The 25,765-nt window shown below is 65.9% G+C and carries 18 protein-coding genes; 9 read left to right on the forward strand and 9 right to left on the reverse strand.

Going from position 1 to position 25,765, the window contains the following annotated elements; translation table 11 throughout:
* Positions 1–84: 84 nt before the first annotated feature.
* Entirely contained in the window at positions 85–1,422 is a 1,338-nt protein-coding gene (locus CSW57_RS17855) for a hypothetical protein (protein WP_099383965.1), read from the forward strand.
* Between the two features lie 10 nt (positions 1,423–1,432).
* Positions 1,433–2,566: a hypothetical protein gene (locus CSW57_RS17860; RefSeq protein WP_099383966.1), complete on the forward strand. Its 1,134-nt coding sequence runs from the start codon at positions 1,433–1,435 to the stop codon at positions 2,564–2,566.
* A gap of 12 nt (positions 2,567–2,578) precedes the next feature.
* On the opposite strand, the gene CSW57_RS17865 is transcribed toward CSW57_RS17860, so the two are convergent.
* The 5 genes from CSW57_RS17865 to CSW57_RS17885 form a co-directional block, all read right to left on the reverse strand.
* Complete coding sequence (locus tag CSW57_RS17865) at positions 2,579–3,376, reverse strand: ABC transporter permease (protein WP_030164726.1); 798 nt, start codon at positions 3,374–3,376, stop codon at positions 2,579–2,581.
* A gap of 71 nt (positions 3,377–3,447) precedes the next feature.
* The gene (locus CSW57_RS17870) at positions 3,448–4,518 is read right to left on the reverse strand and encodes an ATP-binding cassette domain-containing protein (RefSeq protein ID WP_099383967.1); all 1,071 of its coding nucleotides are present in this window, start codon (positions 4,516–4,518) and stop codon (positions 3,448–3,450) included.
* Positions 4,511–4,771 (reverse strand): MbtH family protein, encoded by a 261-nt coding sequence (locus tag CSW57_RS17875; protein WP_099383968.1) that lies wholly within the window; start codon positions 4,769–4,771, stop codon positions 4,511–4,513. Before CSW57_RS17875 ends, CSW57_RS17870 begins: the two co-directional genes overlap by 8 nt.
* Entirely contained in the window at positions 4,752–18,545 is a 13,794-nt protein-coding gene (locus CSW57_RS17880) for a non-ribosomal peptide synthetase (protein WP_099383969.1), read from the reverse strand. Before CSW57_RS17880 ends, CSW57_RS17875 begins: the two co-directional genes overlap by 20 nt.
* 281 nt (positions 18,546–18,826) lie before the next feature.
* Complete coding sequence (locus CSW57_RS17885; RefSeq protein WP_223249331.1) at positions 18,827–19,417, reverse strand: TetR/AcrR family transcriptional regulator; 591 nt, start codon at positions 19,415–19,417, stop codon at positions 18,827–18,829.
* Positions 19,418–19,506: 89 nt separating this feature from the next.
* Between CSW57_RS17885 and CSW57_RS17890 the strand changes: the two genes are divergently transcribed.
* On the forward strand, positions 19,507–20,253 hold the full coding sequence (locus tag CSW57_RS17890) for an SDR family NAD(P)-dependent oxidoreductase (RefSeq protein ID WP_099383970.1): 747 nt from the start codon (positions 19,507–19,509) through the stop codon (positions 20,251–20,253).
* 1 nt (position 20,254) lies between these two features.
* On the opposite strand, the gene CSW57_RS17895 is transcribed toward CSW57_RS17890, so the two are convergent.
* The 3 genes from CSW57_RS17895 to CSW57_RS17905 all read right to left on the reverse strand — a co-directional run bounded on the left by CSW57_RS17895 (position 20,255) and on the right by CSW57_RS17905 (position 22,004).
* On the reverse strand, positions 20,255–20,773 hold the full coding sequence (locus CSW57_RS17895; RefSeq protein ID WP_099383971.1) for a VOC family protein: 519 nt from the start codon (positions 20,771–20,773) through the stop codon (positions 20,255–20,257).
* Position 20,774: 1 nt separating this feature from the next.
* Complete coding sequence (locus CSW57_RS17900) at positions 20,775–21,299, reverse strand: DUF4190 domain-containing protein (protein WP_143696573.1); 525 nt, start codon at positions 21,297–21,299, stop codon at positions 20,775–20,777.
* Positions 21,300–21,485: 186 nt separating this feature from the next.
* The gene (locus tag CSW57_RS17905) at positions 21,486–22,004 is read right to left on the reverse strand and encodes a DUF4878 domain-containing protein (RefSeq protein WP_099383973.1); all 519 of its coding nucleotides are present in this window, start codon (positions 22,002–22,004) and stop codon (positions 21,486–21,488) included.
* Between the two features lie 326 nt (positions 22,005–22,330).
* Between CSW57_RS17905 and CSW57_RS17910 the strand changes: the two genes are divergently transcribed.
* The 5 genes from CSW57_RS17910 to CSW57_RS17930 all read left to right on the forward strand — a co-directional run bounded on the left by CSW57_RS17910 (position 22,331) and on the right by CSW57_RS17930 (position 24,249).
* The gene (locus CSW57_RS17910) at positions 22,331–22,621 is read left to right on the forward strand and encodes a helix-turn-helix domain-containing protein (protein ID WP_081906635.1); all 291 of its coding nucleotides are present in this window, start codon (positions 22,331–22,333) and stop codon (positions 22,619–22,621) included.
* A 176-nt stretch (positions 22,622–22,797) separates the two neighbouring features.
* Positions 22,798–23,166 carry a 50S ribosomal protein L14 gene (gene rplN, locus CSW57_RS17915; protein WP_023955972.1) on the forward strand — a complete coding sequence of 123 codons (369 nt, stop codon included), beginning with the start codon at positions 22,798–22,800 and terminating at the stop codon, positions 23,164–23,166.
* Position 23,167: 1 nt separating this feature from the next.
* Entirely contained in the window at positions 23,168–23,482 is a 315-nt protein-coding gene (rplX, locus tag CSW57_RS17920) for a 50S ribosomal protein L24 (protein WP_099383975.1), read from the forward strand.
* A 1-nt stretch (position 23,483) separates the two neighbouring features.
* Positions 23,484–24,062, forward strand: a complete 579-nt coding sequence (rplE, locus tag CSW57_RS17925) for a 50S ribosomal protein L5 (protein ID WP_023955968.1) — start codon at positions 23,484–23,486, stop codon at positions 24,060–24,062.
* Position 24,063: 1 nt separating this feature from the next.
* Positions 24,064–24,249 (forward strand): type Z 30S ribosomal protein S14, encoded by a 186-nt coding sequence (locus CSW57_RS17930; RefSeq protein WP_023955966.1) that lies wholly within the window; start codon positions 24,064–24,066, stop codon positions 24,247–24,249.
* A gap of 90 nt (positions 24,250–24,339) precedes the next feature.
* Here the strand turns inward: CSW57_RS17930 and CSW57_RS17935 are convergent, their stop codons facing one another.
* On the reverse strand, positions 24,340–24,786 hold the full coding sequence (locus tag CSW57_RS17935; protein ID WP_223249332.1) for a DUF4262 domain-containing protein: 447 nt from the start codon (positions 24,784–24,786) through the stop codon (positions 24,340–24,342).
* Between the two features lie 75 nt (positions 24,787–24,861).
* On the opposite strand from CSW57_RS17935, the gene CSW57_RS17940 reads away from it, so the two are divergent.
* Positions 24,862–25,764 carry a type IV toxin-antitoxin system AbiEi family antitoxin domain-containing protein gene (locus tag CSW57_RS17940; protein ID WP_317615606.1) on the forward strand — a complete coding sequence of 301 codons (903 nt, stop codon included), beginning with the start codon at positions 24,862–24,864 and terminating at the stop codon, positions 25,762–25,764.
* Position 25,765 lies beyond the last annotated feature (1 nt).

A 25,765-nucleotide genomic window follows, 5' to 3' on the forward strand; every position in this document is an offset into this window, starting at 1 on the left:
CACTGCAGGTGCCGGCTACCGAACCCAACTTCTCGCGCCACGCGGCTCTGGTCGAGCGCACAGTGCCTCGTCTAGCATCACCTGGTGACTACCGGGTACGACGTGGCGACGGAGGTCGCCCTCGCCCGTCCACGTCGGGCGGTCATCGACGAGGCCTGGCGCCGGCTCGGTCCCGGTGTGGAGGTGCTCAGCGGCAGCGACGGTGGCCCGCTGCGCCGGACCGTGAAGCGTATTCTCGATCCGCTGGTGCTGCGGCTTCGTGTGAATCCTCAGTTCTCGGCAGCGATCCTCGCCCCCGACGTGGCGCGCGACCTACATGACGTGATCATCGCGCACGGCGATCAATTGCTCCGCACCGCACAGTGGTTCGAGGTGCTCAAGAAGAGTCGCAGGCGGCTGCGCATCACCACCGGCAACGCGCAGGAACTCTATTTCCCGGTCTCGTACGAGCTGGCCGTCACCCGCGGCGCGGCAACGGGGGACGTGGAAGCTGTCGCCGATTCCGTCCTACGTGACGTTCACTCGGATCGGGACCGTACCGCGACCGCAGCTCTGGACAAGCATCTGGCTGTGTCCCAGACCATCTTGACCCTCACTCGACAACTGGAGAGGAGCTGGCGCGACGTGCGTCCCGGTGGGGCGATCACCGGGCCATTCCTGTCGGGACTGAGCACCGTACTGGCGGAGACGGGCGACCATCGGGCGCGGGCGGCACGGCAACGGGTGTGGACGGCCTTGGTCGCCGACGACACGCCCTTCAATCTAGGGGCGGGCGCTCGGGTCGATCCTGCGGCGTTGCCCTGGCGGTTGGTGGACCTCGGTCTGACATCTACTGAGCCGCAACGACGTCCGCATCTGACGGAGAGGTCCTCCGGGGAGCGGCCGCTCGACCGGGCCGTGGTGGACCGTGTCCGCGCCACACTGCGTCGAGCGCTCGACCGCGACGAACTCCCCGACATCCCGCTGTTGTGTGCCGAGGAGGTGGACCGGGCGTGTTCTCCCTGGGGTCTGCTGGCAGAGGACATCCAGGCAACTCTAGTTGCCGGCATCGAGGTGGCTGTGGAGTTGATGCCGCTGGACGAAAGACACAGCGCCCGACACGGATTGGCAGCGCTGATCCAGGCCCGGCTGCGCAAGGAGGCCTACGTGTTGCACGCTCGCCGCTGCCTTGCCGCCGGCGCCCCCGTTCATCCGCGTCAGCAGAGGGTCGTCGACGACCTACGCGCGTTTCGCCGCCCGTATCTCGGCCGGCTGTGGGCACGGCTGCACGGGCGTGATGTCTGGCAGGAGTCCTGCGACGATGTCGAGGACATTCGATCACTGCTCGATGGGGTCGCCCGGTCGGCGAGTCTGGACCAGCGGCAGCGGATCAAGGCCATGCTGGCGAACGTGAGCGGGTCCGAGATCGAGGTGGCCGGGTGAGGGTCGTGTCATGAGAATCGGAGTCGAGTCGGGGCTGTGGACCACTGGCAATGTGGAGCGTGCACTACCGCTGGTGACGGTGCTCGAGGTGAGCGGCGCGGTGATGTCCTGGACGCTCGACGAGCAGAGCGCGCCGCAGATCGAGTTCACCGACGCATCGCGAGCCGACTGGCTGTGGCGAGTGGTCGGTGAACGCGGCCATGTCGTGGTCGTGGCGGTCACCGACGGCCCGACCGATTCCGCGGTGGCGATCGAACTCGACGGCATCGACATGGATACAGAGGCCGTCGAGATCCCCCGACGACTCGCCTTGGGACATTGGCTGCGCAGATGGTGGCCCGCCGGTGTCGGCGATGGCATCACCGCTCTCGACCGGCCTCTGCTCGACGCGGAGATCGCGATTCTCACCTCTGCCGCGGAGGTCTTCTTCACCGATGACACCATCGATTCTGGTGTCGCCGAACTGCTCTCGCAACACGCCGCAGCGCTCACCGAACATGTGCGTTGGGGCGATCCACGTGTGGTCGAGATGGTGCGTCGATGCGTGGACCTGGTGGAGGAGGTGGGGATCGACGATCCGGTTCACCGGTCCGAGTGGGCTGAGCTCTCGGCACTCACTGCGCACATGGACGCCCTCGCTACACCGCCATCGGGACGTCAGGATGACTACGCCCTGGCAGCGGGAAGTGGTTCGGCGCCCCGAACCGATGCGATTGCCGCCGGCACCGACACGATTCGCTGGGGTGGTGTGCCTGCGGAAACCTTCGATTCCGCCGAAGACACCGTCGACTGGTACGTGCGAGCCGATCCGGCTGTCGCCGTGATCATCGCGGCGGCAGTGGTACCGGGCGCCGACCCGGCGGGCATCGATGTGTCGGTGCGCGCCGGCGGTGTCAGCGGCTCGGCGGTCCTGGGATCAGACGGCCGCGCGAGTGTCCCGCTGGTGGACACCGACGGTGAGCCGATGAACGACGACCAGGCGTGGTCCCACGACTGGTCGTCGACGTCGGTCACGGTCGGGGTCCCCGTCGAGGAGACACGCGAAACCAGGGACCGGGTGCGAGCATTCGCGCGCCGCCGGCTCGATGAGCCAGGGCCGGACGCTTTCCTGGCGGAGATCCTGGCCGCGGAGGCCGACTACTGACAGTCGTTCACCTCAGCGGCTGGCGACGGTCCGGTAGCGCCACAGCGACAGCGGGACGAACACCAGCAGGATTGCCAGCGAGGTGATCAGTGAGTATCCGACGGCATGGTCAGCCACCCAGCCGGTGGCCTGCGGGAAGTCCGGGGGCGCGGAGTTGCCGAGCAGATCACGAGCCGCCGTGGCCACCGCGGTGATCGGGTTCCATTCGGCGATCGCCTTGAGTGGTCCGGGCAGGCTCTGAGCCGAGATGAACGCACTCGACAAGAACGTCGCCGGGAACATCCACACGAAGCCGACGCTCTGCGCCACCTCGACGTTGCGGGCCATCAATCCGGTGAAGGCGCCCACCCACGACATGGCGAAGGCCAGCAGAAGGATCAGACCGAGCGCGAGCAGGGCATCAGCGAAGCTACCGCGGATACGCCAACCGATGACCAGTCCGGTGATGGCCATCACGGCAACACTGACGATGCTGACCACCAGATCGGAGAGCGTTCGGCCGAGGACCACCGCCAACGACCACATGGGCAGGGTCCGGAGCCGATCGACCAGGCCCGATTGCAGATCGCCTGCCAGTCCGACGGTGGTGAAGGCGGAGTTGAAAACGACTGTCTGCGTGAAGATGCCGGCCATCAAGAACTCGCGATAGGACGCCCCGCCCAGCGTTGCACCGAAGACGTACGCGAAGAGGAACACGAACATGAACGGCTGAACGGTCGCGGAGACCAGCAGGGTCGGAACGCGGCGGATGGTGAGCAGGTTGCGTCCGGCCATCACCGAGCTGTCGGAGAAGAGTCCGCCACCGGACATCGTCGGTGTGGATTTCGAGGAGGCGGCACGCGGTGCGCCGGTCCTGGCGGATCGGGCCTCGGTGGTCGCGGTCATGCGGCGTTCTCCTCGGGATCGGGCGTGGGATTGGACGTGAGGGAAAGGAACACGTCGTCGAGCGTCGGTGCTTCCACCGAGAAATCGTGCACCGCGACACCGGCCTCGGACAGGGCCTGGATGATCGTTGCGGCGCTGGCAGTTCCGTCGCTCACGGCAACCTGCCACTCGGTGGAGTGCGCGGTTCCGTGCGGTTCCGAAGACCCGTGCTGGGACAAGACGCGGTGCACCAGATCCCGGTCGATGTCGAGCCCGACCTCCACGGTCAGCAACGTCGACTGGCTCGCGGCCTTCAGCTCGGCGGCCGAGCCCATCGCAACCACTTCGCCGTGATCGATGACGGTGATGGTGTCGGCCAGTGCGTCGGCTTCCTCCAGGTACTGGGTCGTCAGGAGCACCGTGGTGCCGCCGCGCACGAGCTGATTGATCAGAGCCCACATCTCGCGTCGGCCGCGGGGGTCGAGTCCGGTGGTCGGCTCGTCCAGGATCACCACACCGGGCTGCGCGATCAGGGCGCCGGCCAGGTCGAGACGGCGACGCATGCCACCGGAGTAGGTGCGCGCCGGACGGTCGCGCGCTGACTCGAGGCGGAAATCGTTGATCAATTCATCGGCACGGGCGCCGGCTGCACGTTTGGACATCCCGTAGAGACGCGCGACCATCCGGAGGTTCTCCCAGCCGGTGAGGTTGCCGTCGACGGCCGCGTACTGACCGGATACGCCGATGCTGCGGCGCACCTGTGCCGGATGCGCGAGTGCGTCGATGCCGAGTACGTGCGCCGAGCCTGCGTCCGGCTTGAGCAGGGTGGAGATGATGCGCACGGTGGTGGTCTTGCCCGCGCCGTTGGGACCGAGCAGCGCGTGCACGGTTCCTCGGCGCACCTTCAGGTCCACCCCGCCGAGTGCCTGATGGGATGCGCCGCGGCCGAAGCGGCTCCCGAATGTCTTGAACAGGCCCGACACCTCGATGGCGAACTCGGACCCGTCACCCACCGTGTTGTCGGGCGCCTCACCGTCGGGCCCCTCGTTCACCGGGTGGTCGAGGTGCGTCTGCGTCTCCTCACCCATTGATCCACCACTCGCCGTCGCGAGCCGAAGCCGCGACGGCCTTGCGTTCAGGCATTGTTCGCTTCAAGCTCGCCGGCGCGATGTCGCGCCAGTTCTGCTCGACGAACTGCAGGCAGTCCTCGCGTCCGGACGGCCCGTGCTGCGAGGTCCACCCGCCCGGGACGGGCGCGAAATCGGGCCACAGCGAATGCTGCCCCTCGTGATTGACCAGCACGCGGAAGGTGCCCCGCTCGTCATCGAATGGATTGATCATCATTGGTCCCTTCATCAAGTGTTGCAAGGTGATCGCCGAGTGCCTCGGCGACCGGATGGACGTGATCACCGTCGAGTAGCTGGCTGTGCCGGCAGTAGGCGACGGTGTGCCCGATGTCCCCGGCGACGTGGTGACGCCAATCGTCGACAGCGGGCCGTCCCGGCGGTGGGTCTTCGGCCGCGGTGACGAACATGGCTGCGCCGTCGTACACCCGCGGCGTCCACTCGCGGGCCACCGCAGTGGCAGCGACGTAGGCGTCGTACAACGACTCGAGATCCGATACCGACAGATGCGCCAACGGGCCCTCGGAGGCGCGGATGATCTCGGTCGCCTCGTCGATGCCGATGTCGCCGCCCACATCACCGGTCAGCTCACCGTCGCCGAAGCCGAACTCCGTCAGCAACTCTCCGACCGACGGTGTCACATCGAGCTCGGGACGGCCGGGGATCACATACGAATCGAGCAGCATCAGTGTCTCGACCTGGTGGCCTTGCTCCCGTAGTTGCACCGCCATCTCATGTGCGATGGAACCGCCCAGGGACCAGCCGATCAGGTGATACGGACCCTCGGGTTGCACGGCCCGGACCTGCTGCAGGTAGTACGCGGCGAGGTCGGGCACCGACCGGAGTCGGGGACCGCCCGACAACGCCGGGTTCTGTAGCCCGTAGAGCGGCCGGTCGGAATCGAGATGCGGCAGCAGTGCGGTGTAGCTCCACGCGACACCGAGCGCCGGGTGCACCGCGAAGAGCGGAGCCCGGGTTCCCTGCGCCCGCAGGCCGATCAGCGGAGCCAGCGCCGGATCGACACCCGGCGCGGACCCGGTGTCAGCCTGATCGCTGTCAACGCCCTGCTCGTCGATCCGTGCCGCGAGCTCCTCCGGGGACGAGTCGCTGAACATCCAGCCGACCGGAACCGCGATACCGGCCTCGTCGCGGAGCGTCGCGATCACCTTGGTGGCCAGGAGCGAGTTGCCGCCGAGATCGAAGAACCCGTCGACAGCGCTGACTGATTCGACGTCGAGGGCCTTGGCGAAGGCCTGCGCCACAATGGTTTCCGTTCCCGGGGCCGGTTCGCGTCCGGGTTCCGACGAGAATTCCGGCTTGGGAAGCGCGTTCTTGTCGAGCTTGCCCACCGGTGTCAGGGGCATCGAGTCGATGACCGTGATCGCCGACGGCACCATGTGACGAGGCAACTTGTGGGCCAGCTTGTCGCGGAGAGCGGCGGTGTCGATGTCCGCACCGTCATGGGCCACCACATAACTGAGCAGCCGTGCGGAATGGCCCGCTTCCTCACCGGTGTCCACGATGGTCACCGAATGCCGTACCTGCTCGAGGCCGGACAACACGGCGTCGATCTCACCGAGCTCGATGCGGAACCCGCGCACCTGAACCTGATCGTCACTGCGGCCGACGTACTGCAGCGTGCGGGTTGCCGTCCAACGCACCACGTCACCGGTGCGGTACATCCGCTCACCACCGACACCGGTCGGATTGGCGATGAAGCGGGCCGATGTGAGGTCGGGGCGCCCGAAATAGCCACGGGTCACCTGATCCCCGATGAGGTAGAGCTCACCGGCCACCCCGACGGGAGTGGGGTGCAGGCGGGAGTCGAGCACAAGCGCCCGGACGCCGCGGTTGGGCGCCCCGATCGTGATCGGGGCGTCAGGGGCCATCGGTTCACTGCTGGTGGTGATGATGGTGGTCTCGGTGGGGCCGTACACATTCAGCATCAACCGGTCAACGGACCACCGGCGGACTAGATCGCTGCCGAATGCCTCGCCACCCACCGCGATGGTGCGCAGTCCGCGGACCCGCCGGTGATCCAGACTGGCCAGTGCCGCGGGGGTGATGAAGGCGTGGGTGACCGCGCTGAGCTCGAGGAAGTCGGCGAGCTGATCGCCACCGAAGACATCGGTCGGGCTGATCACCAACGCGGAGCGCCCTGAGATGGCCAGCAACATCTCGAGGATCGACGCGTCGAAACTCGGCGATGCGAAATGCAGCACCCGCGAGGCCGATTCGGGCGACATCTTCGCCTTCAGCTCGTCGTGCACGGCCGCCAGACCTCGATGGGGCACCATCACACCCTTGGGCCTGCCGGTGGAACCGGAGGTGTAGATGATGTACGCCAGTTGATCGTGCCGCGTACCGTGCCCGACCTCGGCCGGGGTGAGGGGCAGTGCAGACATCGAGACGGTTGCCCCCTGCACGGCGGAGTCGTCGAGAACGAACCAGTCCACTGCAGGTGGCATCGACTGTGCGTACTGCTCGATGGTGATACCCACGCGCACCCGGCTGTCGGCGAGCATGTGCTCGATGCGGCCTGCCGGGTACGTGGGATCAACCGGCAGAAATGCCGCACCGGTCTTGCTGATGGCAATGGTCGCGATGATTGCGTCCACCGACCGCGGAATCGCCATGGCCACCAACGAATCCGGACCGAGTCCACGCCGCAGCAACAGCCTGGCCAGTTTGTTCGATCGGGTGTCGACCTGCCGGTAGCTCACACTCGTGTGAGCGTCGATCAGCGCGGTGCCGTCCGGATTGTCGTTGACCGCCGCGGTGAACAGCTCCACCAGTGACCTGGGCCTCGGGGCGGGCAGACCGCGCACAGGGGCCAGGGTGGCCTCCTCGACGAAATCGGTGACCGGCGTGTCGCCGACGGGCATCGTCGGTGAGTCGGTGACCGCCCGGAGAACACGGATCAACCGCGCCGAGATGGCCTCGGCGGTCCGCTGGTCGTAGCGAGCCCGTGCGTAGGTCATCTTGATCCGCGCCTGACCTTCGGCGCCGGGGTTGATGCCGGTGACGGTGAACTGCAGGTCGAACTTCACCGACTCCGTGTCGACCTCGGTGACCTGGGCCAGGAGTCCGGCGCCGGCATCGAGGTTTCCGCCGAGGCCGGTCTCGGACCAGTCGTGAACCGACAGGGCGACCTGGAAGAGGGGATGACGTCCGGGTACCCGCTGAGGGTTGACGGCGCTGACGACATCGTCGAACGGTACGTCGACGTGCGCGAGTGCTTCGAGGTCGCTCTCGCGGATCGACGACAACAGCTCGGTGAACGACGCCGCGGGATCCAGCGTGCTCCGCAGTGCGAGGGTGTTCACGAACATGCCCACGACTCTTTGCAATTCGGGCTCGAACCGGCCGGCCACGGGGGTGCCGATCAGCACATCGGACCCCGAACCCATGCGGTACATCAGAACCGCGAGCGCGGCGTGCATCAGCATGAACGGGCTGACACCTTCTCGGCGTGCGAGTTCCGCGATGGCGCCGCGCAGATCATCGTCGATGGTCAGCACCGTGTGTCCGCCACTGTGCGCGGCGGCAGCATCGAGGTCTGCGGTTGTCTCTGCCTGCGAAGGGATCGTGGAATCGACCGGGGCATCGGCGAGTACACCCCGCCAGTAATCGATCTGCCGGGCCGCGGCGCTGCCGGGATCGTCGGGTGAACCCACGGTGGTGTGTTGCCACAGGGTGTGGTCGATGTAGCTGACAGGCAACGGGTCGAACTGCGGTGCCTCACCCCCGCTGCGCGCCCGGTAGGCGAGCATCAGATCACCGAGCAGCGTCGGCAACGACCATCCGTCCGCGGCGATGTGGTGCAGCACCACCACCAGCGTGTGGCTCAGGGGCCCGGTACGCAGCAACCGGACGCGGATGGGCGGCTGGTTCGACAGGTCGAAACCCTGTGCAGCGGTGGTCAAGACCAGGCTTTCCAGGTCAGCGGTGTCGTGATTCTCCACCAGTAATCGGTGACCGATCACCTTCGCGGCGTCGGGCTCGGGCACCTGGGTGGCCTCCCCATCGACCTCGGGGAACAGCGTCCGCAGACTCTCGTGCCGCTCGACCAGGTCGATCAAGGCCGAATGCAGTGCGTCGACGGACAGTTCACCGTGGAACTCCACCGCGAAAGGCACGTTGTACGCCGCCGACTCCGGATCGGTGCGGGAGAGGAACCACAGGCGCCGCTGCGCCAGTGACAGCGGTGCGGACGTGGCGTGGTCGCGGTGGCTCAGCGTCGCTCGCTCACCTCGGTCCGCAGCCACGTCTCCGGTTGCGGCGAACCCGGCGAGGTCGGAGACCCTCGGATGATCGAAGACAACCCTCACGGGCAGTTCGGTACCCAATGCCCGGTTGATCCGGCTGATCAACTGGGTGGCGGTCAGCGAGGTACCGCCGAGTTCGAAGAAGTCGTCGTCTGCCCCGATCTGGTCGGCGGGTATGCCGAGCACCTCGGCGAACAACGTGGCAAGGGCCTCCTGGGCATCGCCCGTCACGGGGCGGCGATCGGTGTCGGTCCCGCCGACCACAGGTTCGGGGAGGGCAGCGCTGTTCAGTTTGCCGTTGGGGGTCAACGGGATCGAGTCGATCGGTGTGATCGAAGCAGGCACCTGATGGCGCGGCAATCGGGCCTGCAGGTGGCGCCTCACGTCGTCGAGATCCACATCGCCGTCGACGGGGACGACATAACTCGCCAGCGTGGCACCCTCCCCGCGACCGCGCACCACCGTCACCGCGAAGCGGATGTCGGGTCGTGCGGTGAGTGCCGTGTTGATCTCACCGAGCTCGATCCGGAACCCGCGGAGCTTGACCTGGTTGTCACTGCGTGAGAGGTAGGTGATCACGCCGTCTGGGTTCACCGTCACCACATCGCCTGTGCGGTAGAGCAATCCGCCCGGTTCACCGTAGGGGTTCGCGACGAACCGCGTGGCAGTCAGACCCGCACGCCGGACGTATCCACGTGCGAGACCCGCCCCGCTGAGATACAGCTCGCCGGGTACACCCGCCGGTACCGGCCGCAGGGCGGCATCGAGAACCACTGCGCCCTCACCACGTACGGGCGTGCCGATCGGGATGGGTCCGCTCGGCAACGGCCGATCGTCGTCGCCGTTGATCGTGGCCATCACGGACACGACAGTGGTCTCGGTGGGACCGTACGCATTGAGGAACGTGCGTCCCGGGGCCCAGGTACGGATGAGGTCGGGACCGCATGCCTCGCCGCCCACAGCCAGCGTGCGGAGATCGGGCAGATCTGCGCTCGGAACGGTGGCGAGGGCCGCGGGTGTGATGAACGCGTGGGTGATGCGCTGCGACCGCAGGAACTGCTCGAGTTCGGACCCGCCATAGATTCGTGGGGCGATGACCATGGTGGCACCGGCCGAGACGGCCAGCAGCAGTTCGAGCATCGATGCATCGAAGCTCGGGGACGCGAAATGCAGGGTGCGCGAATCGCTGTCGACTCCGTACCGCTCACGTTGTTCGGCCGCCAGCGGTGCCAGACCGCGGTGGGTGACCGCCACGCCCTTGGGCACTCCCGTGGAGCCCGACGTGTAGATCACGTACGCGATGTTGTCCGGCTGGGCCCACCGGTGACGGGTGAGTCGACGACCACTCATGGTGTCCACGGCTGCACCGAGCTGGCCGTCCAGGCTGATCCACCGGACACCGACGGGTAGATCATGCGCGGTCGCCTGATCGGTCAGGCCCACGACGGCTTTGCTGTCGGTCACCATGTGTTCGATGCGTTCAGCTGGATAACCCGGGTCCACCGGCAAGAAAGCTGCGCCGGTCTTGGTGATCGCCCACATCGCGGCCACCGAGGTGGCTCCCCGCTGCAGGGCGATGGGGACGATGTCCTCAGGTCCGATCTCCAGGCTGAGAAGGTAACGGGCCCAACGGTTCGACCACTCGTCGAGTTCCCGGTAGGTGAGCACCTGGCGACCGTCGTCGGTCAGCGTGCGCGGACCGGCTTCCGAGGCCGGCCACTGGCCCGCGTCGAAGACGAGCGCCGGGGCGTCCGGGTTGCGGCTCACGGCATCGGCGAGCAGATCGGGCAACAGGGTCTGCTGGTCCGACCATGCATCGCCCGCCTCGTCTGTTCCCGCCAAGACATTCTCGGGCCACTCGTTTTCGGTCAGCACGTCGAGGTCGCCGATGGTGATCTCGGGGTCTGCGACGACGCTCTCGAGGACGCGGACGAAGCGCTGCGCCATGGCTTCGATGACGGCTGCGGGATATTTGTCCCGCGCGTAGGTCAGCCGCATCATGTGCCCGGTGACCCGGAGCTCCAGATCGAAACGCGTTCCCGCGGTGTCGATCTCGGTCACGTCGGCGAGCAGCTCCCCGAGCTGGAGGGCAGGACCGGATTCGTCGGCGAACGCCAGGGCGACCCGGACGAGGGGATCCTGCTGGCGGCGGTCGTCCGCGACCGCGGTGGCCAGTTGGTCATAGGGAACGTCGGCGTGCGAGAACGCGTCGATGTCGGCGTCGCGAACGCGGTCGATGAGCTCGGTGAACTGCGCACCGGACGTCACCGGCGTGCGCAGCACAACGGTGTTCACGAACATGCCGACCAGGTCGGCGAGATCGGGGTGGTCGCGTCCGGCGACCGGGCTACCGATCACCACATCGGAATCGGCGCCCTCGAGGTGGACGTCGGAGTGGGTGCTCAGGCGGTGGAGTAGCGCGGCAAACGCGCTGTGCATCACCATGAACAGGCTCGCGTCACGCGAACGGGCGACGCTGGACAGTCCGTCCAAGACCTCAGGGGCGATCTCGAAGTCGACCGTTCCACTGCCGTGTTCGCCAGTCTCGGTGTGAGCGAGAATCGACTCCCGGCTCACCCCCGACAGGGTGTCGCGCCACCAGGTCAGCAAATCGCTGATCCGGCTGCTCGGATCCTGGTCGTCCCCGAGTGCAGCCCGCTGCCACTCGGCGAAATCACGGAAACGAACGGGCAGCGGGGCCAGGTCGGGTGTTCGTCCCGCGCACCGCGCTTCGTATGCGACGGCGAGATCGGTTGCGAGGGGACGCAACGACCAGCCATCGGCGGCGATGTGGTGGATCACCATCGTCAGCACGTGGGTGTCGACATCCGTGCGGACGAGTTCGGCCCTGATCGGCGGCGAGGTGCGCAGATCGAATCCTTCGACGCCCAATGCTGTTTGCCGCTCGGCCAACTGATCGCCGGCTGATTCAACGACCGGTAATTCGAACCGCGGGGCTTCGAGCACCTCGACCTGTGGCCGGCCGTCGTCCTCGGGATAGATGGTGCGCAGTGGTTCATGGCGGGCGACCACGTCGGAGAGTGCGAGTTCGAGCGCCGGCACATTCAGGGCGCCACGCAAGGTGACGGCGAAGGCGATGTTGTATGCGCCGGATTCGGGTTCGAGTCGGTTGAGGAACCAGAGTCGTGAGGCGGCGAGCGCCGGAACGGAGTCACGCCCGAACACCGGGCGTTCACGGGCCACCAGTTCGGGCAGAGGTGCGGCCGCGTCGTCGCCGGGCTCTGCTGCACAGGCCCGGGCGAGGCGCGCGATGGTGGGGTTGTCGAAGAGGGTACGGACCGGGACGCGGCGTCCCAGCATGACCTCGAGACGCGCTACCACCTGAGTGGCCATCAGCGAGTTGCCGCCCATCTCGAAGAAGTCCTCGCTGCGGCCGATGGTGGCGGCATCGCGGCCGGTCACCTGCGCGAAGATGGCGGCGATCTGCTGCTCGCGGAGGCCGCGCGGTCCACCGCCGTTGTCTGTCGGGCTGTCCGCGGAACGCGACGGTTCGGGAAGCGCCCGGTAGTCGATCTTCCCGCTGGGGGTCACCGGCAGGCGATCGATCACCATGATGGAACGCGGCACCATATGACCTGGGAGTTGAGCTGACAACCGTTCTCGCAGCGAATCGGCCTGCAAGGTGTGGGCGGTCACCGGGCTGACGTACGACACCAATTCCGTGGTGCCGTCGCGGCCCGGCCGGGCGACCGTGACGGCCTCGGCCACCAGGTCGTCACGAATGAGGGCGGCATCGATCTCACCGAGCTCGATCCGGAAGCCACGCACCTTGACCTGGCTGTCGGCACGCCCGAGGAACTCCAGTTCACCGGCCGATGTCCAGCGCACGAGGTCGCCGGTGCGGTACATGCGGTCACCGTCGCGTCCGAATGGGTTGGCCAGGAACGATTCCGACGTGCGCCGTACCCGTCGGTGGTATCCGCGCGCCAGGTGTCCGCCGGCGAGGTACAACTCGCCAACGGCGCCGGTCGGTACCGGCTGAAGCCGCTCGTCCAGGACCAGCAGATCCATACCCCGTACCGGCCCGCCGATGCTCAGGGTCTCATCGGGCGCGATCGGGTCGGAGATGGTGGCGGCCACCGTGGCTTCGGTGGGGCCATAGGCGTTGAACAGCCGACGACCACGGGCCCACCGCGAGATGACCTCGGGGTTGGGATGCTCGCCGCCGACGATCACCGTGGACAGAGCAGGCAGGGCCTCCGATTCCATGGTGGCGAGCACCGACGGCGTGACGAACGCGTGGGTGACCGACTGTTCGGCCAGGACTTCCTGGAGTTCGTTGCCGCCGAGAACGTGTGGCGGAGCGATCACCATGGTCGCGGCTCCACCAACTGCCATGAGTACCTCGAGGACCGACGCGTCGAAGCTCGGTGATGCGAAATGTAGTGTGACGCTGTCGGTCTCGACGCCGAATCGCTGCACCTGCTCGGATGTGAAGTCGACCAGGCCGTGATGGCTGACCACCACACCCTTCGGCACGCCGGTGGTTCCCGAGGTGTAGATGAGGTACGCGGGGTTGTCCAGTGTCAGTGGGCCGACCCGGTGGTGGGACCGGACCGGGTTGTCCGGGGCTGCGCGCAATTGCTCGAGCAGTTCGGGGTGGTCGACTGCGATAGCCGGGGTTCCCGGGGGCGCCACCGGCGAGTTCCGCACGGTGAGGCACAGTTTCGCGCCCGAATCAGCCAGGATGTGGTCGATGCGTTCGGCCGGATACCGCGGGTCAACCGGCACCCAGGCAGCGCCTGTCTTGGCGGTGGCCCACAGCGCGATGATCCATTCGAGCGAACGCGGGACGGCGATGGCCACGAAGTCCTCCGGGCCGATGCCTTCCGCGATGAGGAGGTGCGCGAGGGCGTCCGAGCGGGTGTCGAGTTCGACGTAGGTGAGTTCGCGGCCGACTTCGCGGACCGCGACCGCGTCGGGGTTGACCGCGACCGCCTCGGCGAGGATGTCAGGTAGCACCCGCGCGCGGCGGGGGGTGGGACCGGTGGCCGGCACCAGCGCCATCTCCTCCGCACGGCCGAGGATGTTGATGTCGCCGATCGGCCGGGTGGGGTCGGTGATCACACCGCGGGCGACCTGCTGCAGTCGCTTGCCCAGTGTGCGGATCGTCGCGTGGTCGAACAACTCTGCGGCGTAATCGATCTCGACATCGAGGCCGGCCGGATTGCCGTCCGCCGTGTATTGCTCGGTGACGGTGAACTGGAGGTCGAACTTGATGACCCCGGCGCTGATCGGTGCGGCCGACACGGTGAGACCCGGCAGTTCGAGAGAGATGTCGGTGTTCTCGTTGAGAGCAATACTCACCTGGAACAGCGGATGTGCTGGATTCGAACGGTCGGGATTGACGGCCTGCACCACTTGTTCGAACGGGGCGTCGGCGTGTGCCAACGCATCGACCGTGATGGCCTGCAGGCGCGATACGAGATCGCCGAAGCTGTCCGACTTGCTGATCGATGCGCGCAGTACGACGGTGTTGACGAACATGCCGACCAGTTGGTCGAGTGCGTCGTCGCCGCGGCCACCCACCGGCGTGCCCACCGCGACGTCGTCGTCGTTGGCCATCCGACGCAGCAACGTCGCGATCAATGCGTGGACAACGGTGAACAGTGTCTGCTCACCTGGCGCCTGTGCGGCAGCGAGCAGTCCGCGGTGCACGTCGGCATCGAGTTCGACGGTGTGACCACCGGCGCGCATCGTGGGGTTCGCCGGCCGCGGCCGGTCTGTCGGGAGGTCGGTCTGCGCCGGCATGTCGGCGAGCGTGAGCGACCAGTAACGTAGTTGCGCCGCAATGGAATCGGGGCTGCTGTCATCGGCCAGCTGCTCGGCCTGCCAGATGCTGAAGTCGCTGTATTGCACGGGTAGCGGCTGCCAGTTTGGCTGGTGACCGGCCGAGCGGGCGGAGTAGGCGATCGACAGGTCGCCCGCGAGCGGGGCAAGTGAGAGGCCGTCGGCCGCGATGTGGTGCAGGACGACGACCAGCACGTGTTCGGTGTCGGAGATGCGCAGCAGCCGCGCACGGATCGGGATCTGCTGGCCGAGGTCGAAGCCTCCGCCGGCCAGGTCACGGCTCACGCGTTCGACGTCCGATCTGCTGACGTCGGTCTCGGCGAGGTCAAGACCCACCTCGTTCACCGGCAGAACGCGCTGGAACGGTCCGTCGTCATCAAGCGGGAAGACCGTCCGCAACACCTGCTGACGTTCGGCGACATCGACCAGTGCCTGCGCCAGTGCGTCGTGGTCGAGCGTGCCACGAAGCGTCAGGCGGAACGGGATGTTGTAGGCCCCGGATTCCGGATCTGACCGGTTGATGAACCACACCCGCTGCTGAGCCGCCGACAGTGGGATCCGGGTGTGATCGGTGGTGACCGCCTTGATCGTGGTGACGGCTCGATCGGGCCGGATCAGCGACTCGTCGACACCCATGTCGCGCAACGCCTCGGCCAGATTCGAAGGGGTGGGTGCCGCGAACAAGGTCTTGATACCGATGCGCCGGCCGGCCAGCGCGGTCAACCGGGCGACGATCTTGGTGGCAAGCAACGAATTGCCCCCGAGATCAAAGAACGACGCCTCGGCGCTGACGGTCTCTCGCCCGAGTATGCCTGAGAACAATTGGCACAGAGCGAGTTCGAGATCGTCGCGAGGGGCGACGGTCGTGTCCTCGGCCGGGGTGAACACGGGCTCCGGCAACGCTCGGCTGTCGAGCTTGCCGTTCGATGTGGTTGGGATCTGGTCGAGTTCCACGATGGCCGACGGGATCATGAACTCGGGCAATGTCTTCCGGAGCGCACGGCGGATGTCACCGGTGTCGGGTGATGTCCCGCCCGACGGGGTGATGTACCCCACGAGCATGGGATCGCCTGAGCCCGGATCCACGCGGACGACCACCACTGCCTCGCCGACGCCACCAGCGGAGGTCAGCGCGGCCTGGACCTCGCCGAGTTCGATGCGTTGACCACGGATCTTCACCTGGAAGTCGCTGCGCCCGATGTAGTCGAGGGTGCCGTCCGCACGCCACCGGACGAGGTCGCCGGTGCGGTACATCCGTCGACCCGGCTGATGGGGATCGGCCACGAACCGATCGGCCGTCAGGTCCGGGCGTCCGACGTATCCACGGGCCAGTTGCGTTCCGGCCAGGTACAGTTCGCCCACTGCGCCGACAGGCTGGGGGCGAAGCTGCTGGTCGAGTACATACACCGCGGTGTTCCACACGGGGCGACCGATCGGCACGGACGCCCCGGTGCTCGAGGCACTGTCGTTCTCGAAGGTGACGTCGACGGCGGCTTCGGTGGGACCGTAGAGGTTGTTGACCGGAGCATTGCTGACGCGGCGGAACCGCACGGCAGTCGCCGTGGCGAGGGCCTCGCCACTGGTGAAGACCAGCCGCAGGTTGTCGAGCCCATCGCGACCGTCTGCGGTCTGCGGATCGGACTCGAACGCGGAGACGAAGGCCGCGAGCATCGACGGAACGAAGTGAGCGACCGTCACGGCATGTGCCGACATGACATCGCGCAAGTACCACGGATCCCGATGTCCGTCAGGGGTGGGCACGATGAGATGCGCACCCGCCACCAGAGGCCAGAAGAACTCCCACACCGATACGTCGAAGGTGGCCGGGGTCTTTTGGATGACACGGTCGTTCTGGTCGATGTGATACTCGTGCTGCATCCACTGCAGCCGGTTTGTGATCGCTCGATGACTGACGGTGACGCCCTTGGGTTTACCGGTCGAACCCGAGGTGAAGATCACGTACGCGGGGTGCTCCGGTCGCAAGGGTGCGCGGCGGTCGGCGTCGGTGATCGCCCGGTGGTCGATGTCCGAGGTGTCGTCGAGACCGACGTCGAGAACGGTCGCGGTGGTCTCGGGAGCCTGCTGATCGGCGGCGACCAGCACGATGGACGGAACGGCAGTGTCAAGGATGTGGTCGATGCGGTCCGCTGGGTCGTCTGGGTTGATCGGCAGATACGCGGCACCGGTCTTGACGACCGCATGGATCGCGACCACTTGTTCGACGCTTCGGGGCAACATCACTGCTACCACCGATTCCGGCCCTGCACCCTGTGCGATGAGTCGCCGCGCGAGACGGTTCGTATGCCGCGCGAGGTCCGCGTAGGTGAGCGGATGTGCTGCGGTCTCGGCCGCTTGCAGGGCGGGGCGGTGGGCGTGTTGTTCGGCTGCCGCATCCAGTAGTTCGGTCAGCGTCTGCGCCGGCAACTCCCGGTAGGTGTCGTTCCAGACGTGCAGGACCTGCCTGCGCTCATCGGCCGGTACGGTGCCGACCTGCGCGATTTTGCGGTCGAGGTCGCCGCGGACGATGTCGGTGAGCAGAGCCTCGATCCGGCGATGGTGATCGTGGACCTCGTCGCGCGAGTACCGATTGGGATTCGCCTCGAGGTCGAGCATGATGTGTTGGTTGCCGAAGTTCTCGTAGACGTTGAACGACAGATCTTCGACAGGTCCGGTGGACAGCAGGTGTACCTCACCGCTGACCGATCCGAAGTCGATATGGCTGAAGAACAGCATCACGTTGACCATCGGCCCGTAGAAGTCCCGCTCGGTGCCGGTGTCGCCGAGGAGTTCCCGGTTGATGTCCTCGTGGCGGAAGCGCTGGTGTTTGAGGCCGTGCTTGATGTGCAGGTTCGCCTGGGTGAAGAGCTCACGGATCGTCATGGACGGATCGGTGGGGACCTCGATGGGCAGGACGTTGGACGTCATCCCTGCGCTCACCCGCAGCATGTCCGAGGTGCGAGCGGCCACGGGGAGACTGATGACGGTCTCATTCCGGCCGGTCAGTCCGGAAAGGTACAGAGCGACAATGGCAGTGATCGCCGAGGCCGGCCGCACACCACAGGCCTTGGCCGCGGCACGCAGGTCTGCCGCGAGTTCCTCGCTGAGCTCAGAAGAGGCGATGGTCGCGGTGAGGGCGGCGGTCAGGTCGTCGGTCTCGGCGCCACGGCGCAGCACCTCGCTGCGGGTGAGGGATGCCCGCGCGGTCGCCGCGACATCGGGGTCGATGTTGTCGAGCTGGTCTTTCCAGTACTGGCGGTCGGTTTCGAACCGCTCCGAGGCGCGGTACTCGCGGTCCATCTCGGAGATGTGCAGCATCGACGCGGACGTTGGGGGTGTGTAGTCGCGTCCTTCGACGATCGCACCGTAGTGCGCGGCGACGGCGGTGAGCATGAACATGGCCCCGTAGCCGTCGAAGGCCAGGTGATGGCCCCAGCAGTACCAGATCACGTGCTCGTCGGCGAGCCGGAGTACGTAGGTCTCGAGCAGGTGGTCAGTCACCAGATCCACCGGTTTGAGTCGGTGGGTCTTCATCCAGTGCAGAGCTGCGGCATGGGGGTCGGGATCGTCTCGGAGGTCGACGTAACCGAGTTCGACCTCTCGGTCACGATCGACGGTCAGTACCGGCTCGTCGTCGGTCTCGATCACGCGCAGCAGCGCGGACTCGGTGTCTCGGGCGGTCTTGTGCACGGCGTCGGCCAGGACGTCGAGATCGACGGGCCCGCGCAGTTCGACATAGGCCGAGACCGACAGCGGAACCTCGGAATCGAACTGGTGGGCGTACCAGATGCCGCGCTGAGCGGCGGTCATCGGAAAAGACGGCTGTGTCCGTGCCTCGTCTGCCGGCCTGTCCTCGTTGCCCAAGGTGAACTCTGCGACGACCAGATCCTGATCGGTGCCGATGGTTTCAGGCATGCTTGTACCGCTAAAGGCTCGCTTCACAACGCCCCTCCCGTAACTTGGTCGCTCGTTGTGCAGTGTCTTGCGTAGTTGTTCGGTGCTGACGCTGCAATAGATTGGTCAGACTGACTATTAGTCTTGCCCCGATCGAGTCTGGCCTGGTGACAGCCCTATCGCTGTCCGGAAATACTTTGTTACAAGGGGACTTACGCGCACGGCGGGCTAGTTACCCACGGTCGCAACACAATAAACGAGCGACGTTCGCCAGGTGGCCACTCAGTGTTTGCTCACGCCTGTTATCGAATGATCTTCGCGGTCACGATTGCCGTTAGCATATCGATGATTTCGTCGGGTTCGGAGTCGGATTGCACGCCGGCTTCGGTGCGCCGCTCGTAGTCGGCGATCAACGCGAACATCGCCGTGGCGACGGCTGCAACCCGCCGGGTGCGGGCGGCCCGGTCGGCGTCGATCGACTTGGTCAGTCGTTCAAGTACTTTGGGCCATTCGGTGTCGTGTCGCTGCAGCGTTTCATCCGGCCAGGCCGTTCGGATCACCTCGAGGAAGCGTGCGTAGTGGGTGCCTTTCATCTGGAGGATGGGCAGGACCAGGACGCTGATCAGGTCGCGGATGCTGGGCTCTTTGTTCTGTGCGGCAAGATCTTTCAGCATCTGTGATCGGACGAGTTCCATGGGTCCGAGACGTCGGGCGACGATCGCGGCGATCAATCCCTCGCGGTTCCCGAAGTGATACTGCACGGCCGAGTTGTTGCGGTGCCCCGCTTCGATCGCGATGTCGCGGAGCGGGACCTCGTAGCCGCGGGTGGCGATCAATCTCTCGGCTGCGTCGAGCAATTCTCGCTTGCCGCGGTCGATTCCGGCATCGGTCACTGTGGCCCCTCCCGTCACATCCCGCCGAGTCGGCCCGAATGAAGTTCGTAAGCCACATCACCGTTAAGCGGCCATGCTTATATTGAACGATGATTACCGACCCGCTGCACAAAAAAGTGGTCTTTGTCACTGGCGCCTCATCCGGTCTGGGATCTGCTGTGGTCGAACTGTTTTCTGCGCGCGGCGCGGAAGTGTTCGGCTTCGCCCGTGATGCCGACCGACTGGCGGCAGTGTTCGAGGGCGTGCCGGACGGCCGGTTTCAGATCGGCGACCTCGTCGACGCTCAGCAGTGCCGGCGCGCGATCGCGGCCTGTGTGGATCGCTTCGGCAGGATCGACGCACTCGTGAACGTGGCGGGCGCACACACCATGCGTCACACCACGGAGGTGACCGACGACGATTGGCAGCGCGATCTCGCTGTCAATCTGAGTGGCCCCTTTCATCTGATCCAGGCGGCATTGCCTCAGCTGATCGAGAACCGGGGGAGCATTGTCAACGTCTCGTCGGTGGCGGGGGTCCAGGGTCAGGCGTACTCCGCCGGCTACTGCGCTGCCAAACACGGTCTCGTCGGTCTCACCCGAGCGCTCGCCGTGGAATACGCTCACACGGGGTTGCGGGTCAATGCGGTGTGCCCGGGAGGGATGTTGACCCCTCAGGTGACAGACTTCGCGCCGCCCTCGGACGCCGACTTCGACCTGGTGATGCGAGCGGCGTCACCGCGAGGATTCGCCGACACCGCGGACGTGGCGAAGTTGATCGCGTTCCTCGCCGGCGACGATGCTGCAGCCGTGCACGGTGCGGTCTACGCCGCCGACAACGGTCGGTCCGCGGACTGACTCAGTCGCCGATCCGTTGCCACGGATTGGTGTGACCGTCGGGGATCAGCCCGTCGAACATCGCACGCATGTCGTCGGACAGTTTCATCAGTTCGACGTAGGACCCGATCGGACCGCCTCCGATGTAGGCGAACTCCATACCGACGCCCTCGAACACGCCGTCCTGGAGGACCTGTGTTCCCGCAGCCTTCAGGTCGGCGATGGCTGCATCGAAATCATCTGGGAGCCAAGCGATATGGTGAAGGCCGGGCCCGTGCGCATCGAGGAACTCGGTGTATAGGTTCACTCCTGAGACGGGCTGGATCAATTCGAGCTGCTGGCCGCCGGCGTACCCCAGCGACACGTGGATCGAGTAGTCGGCGGGTGCACCGCGGTAGGAGCACGAGCCGGGGCCGAACGCCACGTCCGGGATGCGCAACCACGATCGGACACCGTAACGGTCGGTGAACTCCTTTTCGGCGGCGTCGATGTCGGCCACCACCCACGCGACCTGAAAGATCGGCCCGTCGGCAACGTTCACCTCAGGAACCGATCGCCAGCGCGAGTGCCATGAAGAGCATCAGGACAAAAGACGTCATGAGTCCGCCGATGGCAATGCCTGTCCATGCCTGGGCCTCGCCTGTCTCCCCGGTGTTCTTCATCTGACCCAAGCCGACGAATCCCATGACCACCGCCGCGGGGGCGAGCAATGCTCCCAGGCAGATGAACGTGGCGGGTACGGAGATGAGGGCGCAGATCATGGCCGCGTTGGCCATCGAGTTCGTCCGGGGGCGGGCAGTCGCATATGGGTTGACCGGGTACGCGTAGAGGCCGGGTGAACCGCCTGAATACGTCAGCGACGGGTAGGCGCCGGGGTATGGGGGATATGCCGGGTCGAGGCTCGCGAGGGGGTCTCGGAATCCACCCGATCCGTCGAGGTCGTACGACGGCCAGTGGGCGGATGATCGTGAGTCGGTGACGATGGGCTCCGTGCTGTGCGTTCGACCGGCGGGCGTGGGCTTGGTGAGATCAGGCCGTTGACGATCGGATTCCTGGCCTTGTGTCATCGGTGCGCTCCGCTCATTCGGCTGTTCATCGCCTGCTCGTGCCAGCTTATGCGTCGCCCACCAGGAGCCGGCGAAATCTGTGGCGCATTCGGCGGTCACGGCGGCCGTCTGCGACGACGAAGCGCGGTGCCCGGCCACCTAAGTGACCCGGCACCGCGCATCGGTCCCGGCCAGGTTGCGGTCGCGTCAGCCGCCGTGCGTGGACCCCATGGAGACGAGGGCCGTGATGGACGATCCCGCAAGCTTCCACGTGCCGTCGGCGTACACGTAGTCGATGGGCATGGCCACCGGCTGCGGGGTGTGCGGGCTCGCCACCTCGACGTTCGCGGTGGCCTTGTTCTCTCCGTTCACCGTCACCGTGGTGACCGTGAACTTGTCCGGGGTGTAACCGGCGGCGGTGAAGCCGCGCGACAATCCGGTCAGCTGTGTGCCGATGGACGGATCCGTCGAGTCGACCAGCTTCGCCGAGTCGGCAGGCGCGGTCTCGGGCGTGAGGACCGTGCGCAAGATCTCCTGTGCCGTGGAGCTCTCGAGGGTCGACCCGGACTCGGTGGCCGTGCCGGACGTGTCCGCGGAGCTCTGGGATGTCGCCGAGGCCGTGGTCGAGGATGCGGATTCGGACTCGCTGTCGTCGCTGCACGCGGTGACTCCGAAGGCGGTCAGGCCGACCAGAGCGATGCCGGCCACACTCTTGCGAAAGTTCATATGCACTCCTAGAACCGATTAAGTAAGCCAACACTAACCCAGGTGCGCTCGGCGTGTCCGACGAGGTCAGGTGCCCCTCCGGTGGGTTTCGATGCCTCGGTAGGCGGTACGGGTTCTTCATCGCCGCGGTCCATCCGGGCGGTGCGGACGACTAGTGACCTTTGCGAAACATGTTGTGATTGAGCGTTTTACGGCATCAAGCGCTAGATTTGCGGTGCCGGTCGCCATTCGAGGGGGTGCGGTCGGCGTAGTGCACACCATCGCAGCGGGTCGTCTCGGACATGGTGTGCGCTGCGACGGTCATCACGGAGGGGGGAGCGAAGTCCATGACAGTCGAAGATGTGCATCCGGGGCGTACTCCCGGCGCGGGAGGTCAGGCGGATTCGGTGGCCGTACCCACCCTCTCTCCGCGGGAGGTGGAGGTGCTCCTGGCCTGGTTCGCCGCCGACTCCAAGGTCGAGGCGGCGGCATCGCTGTTCATCACACCGGCCACCGTCAGCACCCACATCACGCGGATCCGGGGGAAGTACGATCTTGTCGGCCGACCGGCCCGGACAAAAGCGCAGCTGCTCGCGCGGGCAATTCAGGACGGGTACACGCACCTCGACGACTGGTGAAACCCGACGTCAGTGTGTTGTGTCCCGGGCCCATCCTGCAGCAATTTGGTTTCCACCTGCTGGTTCTCTACACTTGAGCGGTTGCCTGGGCACAGCTGTGTCCGGGCGGCGAGACCGCGTGCGTCGGGTCGGAAATTCGGCGTGCAAGAAGTAAACCAGGTCAAGGAGACTACAAAGTGATCCAGCAGGAGTCACGCCTGCGGGTCGCCGACAACACGGGTGCCAAGGAAATCTTGTGCATTCGCGTGCTCGGAGGCTCGTCACGGCGCTACGCCGGCATCGGTGACGTCATCGTCGCCACTGTCAAAGACGCCATCCCCGGCGGAAACGTCAAGCGGGGAGAGGTTGTCAAGGCGGTCATCGTGCGCACCACCAAGGAGCGCCGCCGTCCGGACGGTTCGTACATCCGTTTCGACGAGAACGCCGCCGTCATCATCAAGAACGAAAGCGATCCTCGCGGAACCCGCATCTTCGGCCCGGTCGGCCGTGAGCTGCGTGAGAAGAAGTTCATGAAGATCGTCTCGCTGGCTCCGGAGGTGCTCTGACATGAAGGTTCACAAGGGCGACACCGTGATCGTCGTGTCCGGCAAGGACAAGGGCGCCAAGGGCAAGGTCATCGAGGCCTACCCGCAGCGCAGCCGCATCCTCGTCGAGGGCGTCAACCGCATCAAGAAGCACACCTCGGCCTCGCAGAATCAGCGTGGCGCATCCTCGGGCGGCATCGTCACCCAGGAAGCCCCCATCCACGTGTCGAACGTGATGGTCGTCGATTCCGACGGCACCCCGACGCGCATCGGCTACCGCACCGACGACAACGGCAAGCGCGTGCGCATTTCCCGCAAGAACGGGAAGGACATCTGACATGAGCACAACTGAGAAGATCCAGCCGCGACTGAAGCTCCGCTACCGCGAAGAGATCAAAGACGCGCTGAACAAAGAGTTCGCCTACGACAACGTCATGCAGATCCCCGGCGTCGTCAAGGTCGTGGTCAACATGGGCGTCGGCGACGCCGCCCGTGACGCCAAGCTGATCAACGGCGCCATCAAGGACCTGGAGCTGATCACCGGTCAGAAGCCAGAAGTTCGTCGGGCCCGCAAGTCGATCGCACAGTTCAAGCTGCGCGAAGGCATGCCCATCGGCGCCCGCGTCACCCTGCGTGGCGACCGCATGTGGGAGTTCCTCGACCGCCTCGTGTCGATCGCACTTCCGCGTATCCGCGACTTCCGTGGCCTGAGCGATCGCCAGTTCGACGGCAACGGCAACTACACCTTCGGTCTCAACGAGCAGTCGATGTTCCACGAGATCAACATCGACAACATCGACCGTCCGCGTGGCATGGACATCACCGTTGTCACCACCGCGACCAACGATGACGAAGGTCGGGCACTGCTGCGTCAGCTCGGCTTCCCGTTCAAAGACCCCAACGTGAAGGACAACTGACATGGCAAAGAAGGCTCTGGTCAACAAGGCCAACAAGAAGCCCAAGTTCGCCGTGCGTGGCTACACCCGCTGCAACCGTTGCGGTCGCCCGCACTCGGTGTTCCGCAAGTTCGGCCTGTGCCGAATCTGCCTGCGCGAGATGGCACACGCAGGCGAGCTGCCCGGCGTGCAGAAGAGCAGCTGGTGATCTGGTAGCCACCAGGCTCACCGTCAGGCTTTGACGAAAGGCGCTCCACCTTCGGGTGGGGCGCCTTTCGCGTCGGCGGGGGGCGCGTGGTCAAGGTCTGTTCTTGCGTCGCTGCGTGTGACGTCGCTGGGCTCGGTTCGGTCCGGTGTGTGGGGTGATGACTCGCGGGCCCCTCGGTCGGTTGTCATCGCTCGGCAGGACGCCCTTGAGCAGCTGATGTTCGGGGCGCAGAGCGTAGCCCTCCTCCCACGGGTGCTGACCATACTCGTCCGGCCAAACGGCCTGCAGCGCAGGCGAATCGGGGAACAGTTCGTTTGTGATGATCAGATCGTCCATGTCTAGCAGCTCGATGAGGCGGACAGGGACATCGATCGATTGCAGTGGCACGTCGACACTCTCGTTGACGATGTCGGTCCACTCGTAGCGGTGGAGTAGGTTGCCGAGCTCGTTCAGGACCGAACCGCTTGTCCTGGCGTCGAGCCCGTACACGACGAGTTCGGGTAGTGAATGCAGGCCTAGGCCGGTCGGACAAGTCACCACGATCGGCCCGCTGAGTGGCCGTCGAGGGAAGTGTGCCCTTCACTGCAGGTCAGGGGGATGATCCCGGTGTGAGTGGGGCCGTCCACATTGTCGGTGCGTCTGATCGCCATGGACATCGGTGTCTACAGTCGTGCGGAGCTGCAGCAGCGGGGGCTGGGTGGGTGGCAACTGCGCAAACTGGTTCGCGACGGTTCGCTGATCAGGCTGCGCCCCGGCTGGTACGCAACGGAGACGGCCAACACTGTTGTCGTGGAGGCTGTTCGAAGCGGCGGAGCGCTCAGCTGTGTGTCGGCCCTGCGCCACCACGGACTGTGGGTACCTCCGGGCTACGACCGCGTTCACGTGCGGGCAAGAAAACACAACCAAGCGCACGGCACACGTTCGTGTCAGGGTCACGGGCGGCCGATGCCGGTCACCACCGCGGTCGACTCGATTCCGGTGGCGCTCGACTCCGCCGCCCGGTGTATGGGTGCCGAGGACTGGATTGTCGTCTGCGACTCCGCGCTGAACTCAGGTGGCCTGACGATCGCCGGGCTCAGATCAGCGATGGGCTTTGTGACACAACGAGTTTCGGACCTGATGGACAAGTGCGAACCAGCAGCTCAGTCGGGGACCGAATCGATCACGCGCCTGCGGCTCCGTGCAGCGGGATTCACCGTGGTCGTGCAACCGGTGATCCTCGGGATCGGCCGAGTCGACATGCGGGTCGGCCGGTTGCCCATCGAGTGCGACAGCCAGAGCCACCACACCAGCCTGGAGAACTACCGCAACGATCGTCGTCGCGACCGAAAGGCTGTGCTGGACAGGTGGCTCACGCTGCGGATCACGTATGACGACGTCCTGTACGGCTGGGACGAGGTCCTCGCCGACATCCGGTCCATCACCCGGACCGACCGCCATCGTATTCGCACCACGATCGTCCCCGTCGCTGGTAACGAAGGGTTATCTGCCCTTGGTGACCTTGTTGGGGGATGAA

The sequence above is a fragment of the Williamsia muralis genome, assembly GCF_002735905.1.
Lineage (GTDB): Bacteria > Actinomycetota > Actinomycetes > Mycobacteriales > Mycobacteriaceae > Williamsia > Williamsia muralis_A.